We start from the raw sequence: 9,891 nt of genomic DNA, 5'->3' as shown, positions 1-9,891 counted from the left end.
CGACGCCAGCATCAGGCCCGGACCAGCCACTACAACAGACGAGGCCACAGCCCAAGAGCTGAAGCCTCGTCTCGGTAAGCACCGTTGCAGTACTAGGTCGTGGGCCTGGGCTTGCCCAGGTACTGCTTCAGGGGCAGGGGCTGGACCAGTAGCCGCGGATGAACTGCTCGATGGCACTGCCGGGTCGGGCGTAGATGTACTCGACGGCGACGGCGGACAAGGAGTTGTTCAGGAACTTGACGAACCCGGCCGGGATGCGTTCGAAGCCGGGCTGGTCGGCGAGGGTGAGCATGTACCGGGGAGTGAGCGGCACGAACACGTTGCCCGCCTCGGCGATCAGTACCGGGAACTTGCCCCGGAGCTTGGGATCGTAGTGGGGGCCGATCGTCAGCGCGGGGGCATCGGCGAGCAGGACCTCGTCCAGATCCCGCTCGGGGACGAGGACGCGCACCTGAGCGGTGGAAGCGACAAACCGAGCGTGACGGTAGACGTCCTCCGCGGCGAGCCGGAACAGTGGCTGGCGGTCGGGGCGGGCCCGGTGTGGCCGGCCGACGCGAACAGCTGGCCGAGGTTCTCCTCGTTCTGGTTGTGCCACTGGTCGTGTTGCTCGCGCAGGCGAGCCGTCCGGGTGTAGCAGAGCGCGATCAGGTCGCGGGCCGCGTCGACCAGATGGGGATGCTGGTACAGGGTGCCATCCTCGACTGCGGCGCGGAGAGCAGGGATCTGGTCCTCCGTCTCCTTCCAGAGCCCCTCCATGGTGCCGGAGCCAAAGTCGCACCAGTTCCGCACGTAGGCGATGCCCTTGGGCGTCTGCCGCTTGCGGCGGCGCTCTGGATGGTCGACTGGGAAGGGCTGGAGCCGGGCGACGCCGTCGGGGTCTTCGACGGTCCAGGGCTTCGCATGGGCCTGCGACACCATGTGCTGGTCGATGACGGGAGTAGGGCCATCGACCGGTTCGGCGGTGGCCAGCCGCTGCACCAGGTCGTCGACAGTGGAGGGCACGGGGCGCCCCGGGAAGCCCGCGAATCGGTCCTTCATCCCGCCATGGTGGCAGTTCGGCTAGGAGGCCCGCACGACCCTTTCCCGGGGTGGCTGAGCGATCCGGCGGGGGCGCGCGACAGCGGTGAACGCACCGCCCGCAGATGACCGCACCAGCCGCAGCCGGGCACACTGGCGGCGGTCCGGTTCGAGCGGAAGATCAAGCCGTTGCGCGTCCGTGGTCTGGTCAGCACCACCCTGCTGATGGTCATCGCCTTGATGTGGTGGCTGGCGAACGTCCCATACGCGGCGGCCGGGCTGGTGGCGATCGGCACGGCCACCCCGATCGCCTGGACCGACGCCATCTTCCTCCCAGCCGCGGGCACCGTGTGAGTTCCTGCTGCTGTGCCAAGGCTCGAACGGCCTCTGACCGGTGCATCTCGCGGGTCCGGTGGGAATCCGTCCGGTCCACCCGGCGGGAGCGCCGAGCCGGTGTTCCCGACAGGTCTGCATGTCCGGTGGAGACCCGACCGGCCCTGACCTGTCGACCTCGTCGGTGTACGGGATTCGCGTGGGTGTCTCGGGAATCCCAACGCTGCCCGCTACGCCCACTCCACGCCGTGCTCGGCGAGCTGTGCGAGCTGGCCCGCGGTCAGCTTCGCCCTCCTGCTTTTCTGGTTGTTGAGAAGCCGTTGTCTTTCCGAGAGTGACGGGCGTGTTTCCGCTGGTCAGGCATAGGGATGGTGGTTCGGCGGCAGGGACGGGGTGTCGATTCGTCTCTTCGTGGAGGTGCCGGGATGCCGTCGGTGATGGGGCTGTTGGAGGAACGCGAACGCACTGCCCGACAGCGGGTGGAGGCCCTTCAGGCCGAGCTGCGGGAGGCGGAGGCCGCGTGGGAGCGGTTCGTGATCACCCGTGAGACGGTTGCCGAGGTCCTAGCGGAACCTCGCGATGGCGAGGAGCTTCCGCAGGTCGTGGTGGCCGACGAGCGTCCGGCGCGGGACCTGGCGGCGGCGGCCGGTTCGGTGGTGCCGCATTGGCGGGAAGGGCTTGCTCCGGCGGTGCTGGCGCCGGACTATCAGCGGATCATGGACGTCCTGGTTGGTCGGAGCGGGCCCGGTGGGGAGGCGATGGACTGCCGACAGCTCGCGGCGGCGGTCGGGCTGGAGCCGGTCCCGGCGAAGGTCGAGGGGATGAGGTCGAAGGCGAAGCGCCTGGCCGCGCGGGGCTGGCTGGCCGAGGAGAAGCCGGGGAGGTTCAGGCTGGCCGCCGGGCGAGGCGTCGGCTCATAGCCATGCTCATCGACCAGCGAATCATCGCCTCGGCGGTGTCGGTGCGGGCCTCATAGTCGCGGGCGAGTCGGCGTGAGCACGTCAGCCAGGCGAACGTGCGCTCCACCAGCCACCTTTTGGGCAGCACCACGAAGCCCGCGGTGTCGTCGGTGCGTCTGACCACGGTCAGCGCGATGGCAAGGACGTCGCGGGCGAGGTCGACCAGGCGTCCGGTGTAGCCGCCGTCGGCCCACACCAGCGTGATGCGCCAGTGCCGCGTCCGCAGCCGGGCCAGCAGCGTCTGTGCCGCGTCCCGGTCGGTGACCGACGCCGCGGAGACCATCACCGTCAGCAGTAACCCGATGGTGTCCACCACGATGTGCCGCTTACGGCCGTTGACCTTCTTCCCGCCGTCGAAGCCCCGGCTCGCGGCCGGCACCGAAGCGGCGCCCTTCACCGACTGCGCGTCGATGATCCCCGCGGTCGGCTCCCGGTCCCGGCCCACCGCCTCGCGGACCCGGTCCCGCAGCCGGTCGTGGAACTCGGCGACCAAGCCCTTGTCCCGCCAGCGCCGGAAGAAGGCGTAGACGCGGTCCCACGCGGGGAAGTCCGCGGGCATCGCCCGCCAAGTGATGCCGCCCGCGACCAGGTGGCGGATCGCGTCGACCATCTGCCGGTGGCAGTAGCCCTCCGGCTGTCCACCCCTGCCCTCCAACCATCCCGGTACCGGCATCGCCTCGCGGACCTCGGCTCATTCGGCATCAGTCATGTCGGAGGGATACCTTGGCCGTCTGTGCGGCTGGTCCCCAGCGTTCCCGAACCGGTGAGCGAGGCAATCACACTCACGGGCAGCCAAGTTGAAACCCACAGGTGCGAGGGCATACAACAGCGACAACAGGGCCTCCCTGGTGCTTCTCTGGCTTCAACACCCAGGAGCTGCACCGGAGGCCCTGTCTTCATGCGTCCATCACCCCGCGATCACCCGAACGGGACTCCCGTTCGATCGGCAACCGCCCTGATCGGTACGACAGCGGTGTCTCACTGGCAGCGATCTGGCGAGACCACTTGTATCTGCGCTTGATCCCCGAACGGCTGACACCTATTCACATATCAGTAAATCTACCCAATGTACTCCAGATGGGTTGCTCGTTGCGATTTTGAGAATCTTCTTGGTGGTCACATTTGCACTGGGGATCCGGCAAAAGGAATCCTTTTCCGTGGAGCTCCATCTCCCTGGAATTCAATGGGAATGAGTGAGGGGGTGTTGTGGCTTTAGAGTTTCACGAGATGTGAAAGCGGGGAGTCGTCGCCCGGCGATCGACAGCCCTCGATGATTCGCACTGAAGTCTTGCCCGATTCCTGCCCTTGCCGAGAATAGTACTCCTATTCTAATTCTCAGAACATCCTTGCGGTGTCAATAGTCGATTTAGATGAATGGACCTTTGAGTACCTCGTATTCGAACCATGTGCCGATTGCATATTGCTTAGAGTATATTCCTCGCTCCGCCACTTGCTCCGGCCTCCACTCGTCGGGTCCCGGATCAAGGTCCAGCACAAATCGCCCGGGTGTGAAGTCCATCTTTAGGCCATCCGAGAGGACGAAGTAGGTTTGCCGCTGGCTGCAGGTGAGCTGGTACTCGAAAATGCCTCCGATGGCGATTTGGACAAGTCGCCACTCGCTGCCGGCTGTCAGGTCGACTGCCTGGATGTCGAATGTGGCGACCCTGGCTGCGGCGGATCCTCTCGGCATGTGAAGCCGTATTCCCGTAATCACGCCATCTTCGAAGCTTCCGAACCTTTCGGCAAACTCCGTTGAGTTCTCCGTGGAAAGTTTTTCAAAGGGCATGTTTCGCTCGCTCTGGTCGGATTGATTATATAGCTCTGCGGGATATGTTCTCCTGCGGTGGAGTTTCCCTGGTCCTCGGTCTGGCGATGCCAATCGTAGCGGTCGGGCTTTGGGTGCGTATCCGCCCAAAAATGAAATGGTGCGCCAGCCCCTGGGCGGGGCTGGCGCACCGCGCGTCATCCCTCCTCGGGGGGCCTCAAGGCCCAACCCCTGGGAAGGTTCGCCTCTGGAATGTGGGGGGCGTCGCGGCCGTGGCCCTCGATAACACCTGGCGTTTTGAAGACGTGTCCATGGGGGCCGTTGGTCCCTGGGTGCTTCTTGAAGTCGAAGTGCCCAACGGCGTCACCATTCCCGTTGTAGATGGTGTTCTGGACGGGTGCGCCGTCCGAGCCGGTTCTTGTGTAGACGGAATGCGGGGTCTGCCCGACCAGGTCGGGCCTCTGAACTCCCCACGTGTGCCCGCCGATTGGTGTTCCGTTTTCGTCAAGCGGAAGTACATGTGCGTCTGGGCAGTTGTGGACAGGGACCGGTGTGGCCCCGGCCAGCACATAGTACGGGTGGAAGCCCTGGAGGGTAAAGTTGTAGGCTGCGCCGAGTCCTGCACGGTGGCTGGTTTCGGTAGCGTCTGCGGTTTGCCCGTTTGTTGAGTGCAGGGTGCCGATAGCGAGGTCGCCGGCGTCGACCCATTTCTGGCCCTGCTCCACCCAGAAGGGATGGTGAACGGTGGCGCTGAGGGCTGCGGTGGCGTCGTCCTTCGCCGTGATGCTGAGACCGGTTAATTCTCGGTCTTCGGGGGTGTAGATGGTGGCGTCGGCGTGGCGTCTGCCGCTTGTCTCTGCTACGGGGCTGGTGTCCCATACCCGGGCTTCGGCGCGGATCCGCTCGATCGGGACGGCTCTGTCGTCAACGATGAGGACGCGTGCGCCGGCGAGGTTCGGCCTCCGGCAATCCGCCTCCAGCCGCCTGGATCGCGCTGCTTCGGCGGCCTCTTCGGCAGTCTTGGCCTTCCTCGCGAGTTCGGCTAGCCACACGGCTCTCCCGGCAGGGAAGGAGGTGACCACAAGTTCCGCGCAGGCCATGGCGCTCTTGTGCATGATGCATTCTGCGGCACTATCGAACCCGAGGACCGCTTTGAAAACCTTCTGGAATAGCTGGGCCTTGTCGCGAACGCCCTCGAAGAAGTCCTTCACATCCTCGAACATTTCCAGGTAGGGGTTCGTGAGCGACTCAGGTAACAGGGAGGAATAGCATTTGAGGGACCATTTCCGGTGGCCGGTGCAGGTCTGCTTCTTTGCGTTCCGGTACTCGTGCTCGGCCCGACTGGCCTCACCCTGGACCAGCGCTTCGATTTCTTTTCTCAGTTCCTCCTCGATCTGTGCGGCCTCGGCCAGGATGTCCTCGTCTTCGGCGGCCAGTTCGGCCTGGCGTTCCTGGTTCTGCTTCTCGGCGGTGATGGCCCAGGCCTGGTCGGCGGCCTGCTGTGCGGCGGCGGCGTCCTGGCCTGCCGCGCGTGCGGCGGCGTAGGCGTTGTTCGCGGCGCTCCGTGAGGCTGTGGCGGACCAGCGTGCCTGTTCGGCGGAGGCACTGGCGCGGTTGGCGGAGGCGGTCGCCTTGCCGGCGTCGCGTGCGGCGTTGTTCGCGGCGGTGCGGGCGGTGGTGGCGGACTGGCCGGCGCGGGTCGCGGAGGCTTCCGCGTTCCGGGCGGCGCTGTTGGCGTCGGCTGCGTGCCGCGCGGCCTGGTCAGCGTAGGAGCGGGCCTGGGTGCTCGCGGCCTGGGCCTCGGTGGCGGCGTTGCTGGCAATGGCGGCGGCTTCGGTGGCTTCCCAGGCGTCCTTCTGGGCCCTGGCCGCGGTCTGGGCCGCCCCGGCGATCAGGTGGCGCATCTGCTCGGTGTGGGTGGCGGCGAGCTGGTCCTTGCGGTCGGCCATGTGGCGGTCGGTCTGCAGGAAGGAGGTGACGAGACCGGGGGGACCGGCGAGGGAGAGTTTGGCCGCGGCCTGGACCTCGGGGCCGCCGGCTGCGAGGAGCTGGGTGGCCTGGACGCGTTCGTCGATCCGGCGGGCGGTGTACTGGCCCGTCATCAGGAAGGCGGCGACAGCGCGGGGTGAACCGTCCCGCAAGGCGGCTTCGCCGGCTTCCTTGACGCTGGTGCCGCCGGTGGCGATGAGCTGGTAGGCGCGGATGCGGTTGTCGGCGACCGCGGCCTCGTGCTGGCCGGTGGTGAAGAAGGCCTCGATCTTCTGAGGAGTTCCCGTGAGCGCGTTGGTGGCGGCGGTGCGCACGGCCTCGTCGGGGCTGTCCTGGGCGAGCTCGACCACGTTCTGGCGCGTGTCGTCCAGCTCGGCCTTGTGCCGACCGGTGCGTGCCCAGTCCACGACCGCCTCGTCGGAGCCGGACAGGGCGGTCCTGGCGGCTTCCTGGCCCCACGGGCCACCGGTCTTCGCCACGTGGAGTGCGGCCTTGCGGCCTTTGGACGCCACGGCCTTGGGGTCGGCGTCGGGGCGGGCTGCTTCGGCGGCGAGGTCGGCGGCCTGCTGCTCGCGAGCCTGCCAGTCGGCGAGGAGGACGCCGATACCGCCCGTGGCCTCGTCCTCGTCCGCCTTCAGGTCCCGGGCCTCCTCAAGACCGGCGGCGGTGCGGGCGGTGAGATCCTCGCTCTCGGTCCTGCGGGCGACGTCGTAGACGGTGCCCGCCGTGGTGACCGCCGCACTCGCGGTGGCGGCGGCGGTACGGGCTGCCTCGGCCTGGCGGGTGGCCTCGGCGGTGGAGGTGGCGGATTCGCCGGCGTGTTCGGCCGCCTGGTCAGCCGCAGTGGCGGCGTTCTGGGCGTGGGCGGCGGCGGAGCGGGCGGCGTCGCGGGCCTGGTAGGCGGCCTGCGTGGCCTGGCCGGCCAGGGCGGTGGAGGCGGTCGCGGCCCGGTCGGCCTCGCGGGCCTGACGGCGGGCCTGGTCGGCGGCGGCCTGGGCCTGCTTGGAGCTCGCGCCAGCGGCGTTCGCCAGGCGGCCGGCCTTCTCGGCGGAACCGGCAGCAGCGTTCGCGTTGGTACTGGCGCTCCGGGCCGCCTCCGACGCGTCGCCCGCCGCCTGCGAGGCAGTGCCCGCGTGTTCGGCGGCGTCCGCGGCGCGCTGGGCGTCCGCGGCGGCGTTGCGGGCCTCCTCGGCCCGCTGACGGGCCTCGGCGGCCCTCCCCCGGTCGGAGGCCGCGGCATTGGCGGCCTTGCGGGCGTTGGCCGAGGCGAGCGCCGCGCCGCCAGCGGCGCTGGCGGCGGCGCTCGCGGCGCCGGCGGCGGTGTGGGAGGCCCGGTTGGCGGCGCCGGCGGCCGTGACCGCCTGGGCCGCGGCTGCGGCTGCGCCCTGGGCCGCGTCGGCGGCGCGCGCGGCCGCTTCCTTGACCCGGGCCAGGTCCTGGCCGGCCGCCTCGGTCTCCGCCGCGGCGGTCTCGGCGGACTCCTTGGCCAGCCGGGAGGTCTCGACCGCGCGCGCGGAGGCCGCCTTGGCGGCATCCTTGGCGATCTGCGCCTGCCGGCCGGCCTGCTCGGCCTGGTCGGCCAGCTGGGAGATCGTGGCGCGTTCCTGGTCCCGGGCCAGAGCCACGAGCTGGCCGACCGACAGGAACTCGGCGACATCGGCGGGCGTGCCGCGCAGGGCGACCTTCGCGGCCTCCTTCATCGCCGGGCCGCCGGCCGCGAGGAGCTTCATGACGCCGGCGCGGTCGTCGACGGCGGCGGCATCGAACTGCCCCTGTTCGAGGAACTTCTTGACGTCGGCGGGGGTACCCTGCAAGGCGGCGGTGGCCTGTTCCCTGACGCTCACCCCTCCGGTGGCGACGAGCTGCAGTGCCTCGACCCGGCGGTCCTGCTCCAGCGGCGCCTGCCAGCCGTCCCGGAGGAAGGTCCGCAGATCCTCCTGGGAGCCTTTCAGGGCGCGGGCGGCCGCATCGCGCACCCCCGGGCCGCCGAGGCTGAAGACCTGGAACGCCGAGACGCGTTCGTCGTGGTACTCCGCGACGTCGGCCTCGGCGTCAAGGAAACGCCTGACGTCCGCGTCAGTGCCGGTCAGCGCCGCCTCTGCGGCCGCCTGCACGCCGGGCCCGCCCTCCAGCCAGAGGCTCACGACACGGCTGCGGTCCGTCGGCGCGGGTGCGGCCGTGCCCGGCGCGGGATCGGCCGCGAACGCGGGCGCCGTACCGAGCAGGCCGGCGATGAGGGCCAGCGCCAGAAGGCCCGCACGGACACGGCCGCGCACGACGGAGCGGCCCCGTTTCGCCCGGACGACCCCCGCTGCTCCCGGGGAGCTGATGGGACGGTTCACAATCAATACCTCCCAATGGGACATGTGAGATTTCGCTGGAAAATCACTGGAGAGCCGGAAGCGGAACCCCGTCGTGCGAATTCAATGATCCATTCGAAAGCGGAACCGGACTGATTCGATGTCACGTTCCGCAGAGGGAAGTGTTCTTGAGCGATTCGATGGCGCTGACCGGATCGGCGAACGCTGGTACTTTACGGGTGCTCCACGTCATTAGAAACCCTCCCCGGGATCGCGGAATCACCCAGAGTCCGCCGGAACAAAGGATTTGTCTTGGTCAAGACCAGATTTCGGACTGTTCTAATGGCCGGCTCCTCCGGGACCCTGCTGGCCTGCATCGGATTCGCATCCCTGGCAGCCGCGCAGGCCACGACAGGCACGGCCACCCCGGGCACGGCCTCCGCGGACCCGGCCATGCCCGCCGTCGTCGAGGACTTCCTCCACCCCGGAGCCGAAAGGCTCCTGACGGAGCGCAAGATCACCCTGAAGCAGGGTGACGGCCGCATCCGCCTCAAGGAGGGGCCGGACCTCAGCGTGCCGACCAGCTGCCAGGCATCGAACGAGATCTTCGTCGAGTCCCGCCTCGACAAGTACGGCTACTGCTTCCTCGTCACCGGCACGAGCGGCTACCTCGCGATGGAACTGCCGGACGTCTACGGGATCTGGACCGAAGACCGTGCCGTCAGCGCCAGACTGGTCGCCGCCGGCCAGGAGAAGCAGGTGAACATCGGCCCCAACTCCGTCGAACCGGTCGGTGAGAGCCTGCCCGGAGGAAAGCGCTCCGTCCTCGTCGAGCTACGCGTCACCGGCTGACGAACACCGGGGTCCGGCGCCGGAGCATCGGCCACCGCGCCGAACCCCGACCCGGCACAGGAAGAACGGCTCGATCCGTGAGGCCGCCGGACCCGGGGTCCCATCTCGACGGGGCCCCGGGCCAGGCGGCCTCGTAGGGAAGGCCGGAGGGGCCACGCGCCTGACCAAGAAGACCTTGATCATTGCTTTGGCCCGCCCCGCGCCAACTGTCCGCACCGTCACGACCAGTGCCCCGCGGACCTCGCAGGGACCCGCCAGGAGCCGACGGGCGATCGGGCGGGAGCGGTCCCGCTGGAAGCCCGGGCAGGGCTTCGGGCTTCCAGCGGGTACGGGCAGGGCACCATGTCTGCCTGGGCTCGGCCTCGGGTGCGCGCCGTGGGCTGCGACCGTCGGCTCCGGGCGGGGTCAGGAGGTTGCGAACACCTGTCCGCCCGGCACGACCTGCCAGCCGTTCCAGCCGTCGTGGTAGTAGGAGTGGGCCATGGTGCCGTCGGTCCCGACGCCGAAGAGGTCGAGGGTACGGGCCGGGGTGCTGGGGACGGCGGCGACGGCGGTTGCGGCGAACTGCCAGTCACCGGTCAGGAACCAGTACCTCCACCCTTCGGCGGGGGACCAGTAGGCCCGGTAGATCCTGGAGTCCTGTCCCAGGGCGAACAGTTCGAGTGCGTTCGTGCTC

Annotated in this window: 8 protein-coding genes and 1 pseudogene; 3 read left to right on the top strand and 6 right to left on the bottom strand. The window is 68.8% G+C overall.

Annotated elements, in window-relative coordinates; all coding sequences use genetic code 11:
• Nucleotides 1-127: 127 nt before the first annotated feature.
• On the bottom strand, nt 128-451 hold the full coding sequence (locus tag ACFWIC_RS37075; RefSeq protein WP_380521347.1) for a hypothetical protein: 324 nt from the start codon (nt 449-451) through the stop codon (nt 128-130).
• The gene (locus tag ACFWIC_RS37070) at nt 388-1,002 is read right to left on the bottom strand and encodes a hypothetical protein (protein ID WP_380521345.1); all 615 of its coding nucleotides are present in this window, start codon (nt 1,000-1,002) and stop codon (nt 388-390) included. Before ACFWIC_RS37070 ends, ACFWIC_RS37075 begins: the two co-directional genes overlap by 64 nt.
• A gap of 204 nt (nt 1,003-1,206) precedes the next feature.
• On the opposite strand from ACFWIC_RS37070, the gene ACFWIC_RS37065 reads away from it, so the two are divergent.
• Together ACFWIC_RS37065 and ACFWIC_RS37060 are read left to right on the top strand one after the other, a co-directional pair.
• On the top strand, nt 1,207-1,371 hold the full coding sequence (locus ACFWIC_RS37065) for a hypothetical protein (protein WP_380521344.1): 165 nt from the start codon (nt 1,207-1,209) through the stop codon (nt 1,369-1,371).
• Nucleotides 1,372-1,775: 404 nt separating this feature from the next.
• Nucleotides 1,776-2,270, top strand: a complete 495-nt coding sequence (locus ACFWIC_RS37060) for a hypothetical protein (protein WP_380521342.1) — start codon at nt 1,776-1,778, stop codon at nt 2,268-2,270.
• On the opposite strand, the gene ACFWIC_RS37055 is transcribed toward ACFWIC_RS37060, so the two are convergent.
• The 3 genes from ACFWIC_RS37055 to ACFWIC_RS37045 all read right to left on the bottom strand — a co-directional run bounded on the left by ACFWIC_RS37055 (nt 2,236) and on the right by ACFWIC_RS37045 (nt 8,405).
• Nucleotides 2,236-2,982: an IS5 family transposase gene (locus tag ACFWIC_RS37055; RefSeq protein ID WP_380521340.1), complete on the bottom strand. Its 747-nt coding sequence runs from the start codon at nt 2,980-2,982 to the stop codon at nt 2,236-2,238. The genes ACFWIC_RS37060 and ACFWIC_RS37055 overlap by 35 nt on opposite strands.
• Before the next feature lie 693 nt (nt 2,983-3,675).
• Nucleotides 3,676-4,095, bottom strand: coding sequence for a hypothetical protein (locus ACFWIC_RS37050; protein WP_380521338.1), 420 nt, complete (start codon nt 4,093-4,095; stop codon nt 3,676-3,678).
• Between the two features lie 176 nt (nt 4,096-4,271).
• Complete coding sequence (locus ACFWIC_RS37045) at nt 4,272-8,405, bottom strand: polymorphic toxin-type HINT domain-containing protein (RefSeq protein WP_380521336.1); 4,134 nt, start codon at nt 8,403-8,405, stop codon at nt 4,272-4,274.
• A 300-nt stretch (nt 8,406-8,705) separates the two neighbouring features.
• On the opposite strand from ACFWIC_RS37045, the gene ACFWIC_RS37040 reads away from it, so the two are divergent.
• Nucleotides 8,706-9,215, top strand: a complete 510-nt coding sequence (locus ACFWIC_RS37040) for a hypothetical protein (RefSeq protein WP_380521335.1) — start codon at nt 8,706-8,708, stop codon at nt 9,213-9,215.
• Nucleotides 9,216-9,620: 405 nt separating this feature from the next.
• On the opposite strand, the pseudogene ACFWIC_RS37035 reads toward ACFWIC_RS37040, so the two are convergent.
• Nucleotides 9,621-9,891: pseudogene (locus ACFWIC_RS37035) on the bottom strand (hypothetical protein); the annotation flags it as partial.

The sequence above is a fragment of the Kitasatospora sp. NPDC127035 genome, from assembly GCF_042726075.1.
Classification (GTDB): Bacteria; Actinomycetota; Actinomycetes; order Streptomycetales; family Streptomycetaceae; genus Kitasatospora.
The sequence above is the reverse complement of the archived record's forward strand: the minus strand, read 5'-3'. Positions and strand labels throughout refer to the sequence as shown.

Bases quoted from the DNA above. Each gene is read 5' to 3' on its own strand.
- ACFWIC_RS37050 (WP_380521338.1), bottom strand. From the start codon at position 4,095: ATGCCCTTTGAAAAACTTTCCACGGAGAACTCAACGGAGTTTGCCGAA.
- ACFWIC_RS37040 (WP_380521335.1), top strand. From the start codon at position 8,706: ATGGCCGGCTCCTCCGGGACCCTGCTGGCCTGCATCGGATTCGCATCC.
- ACFWIC_RS37055 (WP_380521340.1), bottom strand. From the start codon at position 2,982: ATGCCGGTACCGGGATGGTTGGAGGGCAGGGGTGGACAGCCGGAGGGC.
- ACFWIC_RS37060 (WP_380521342.1), top strand. From the start codon at position 1,776: ATGCCGTCGGTGATGGGGCTGTTGGAGGAACGCGAACGCACTGCCCGA.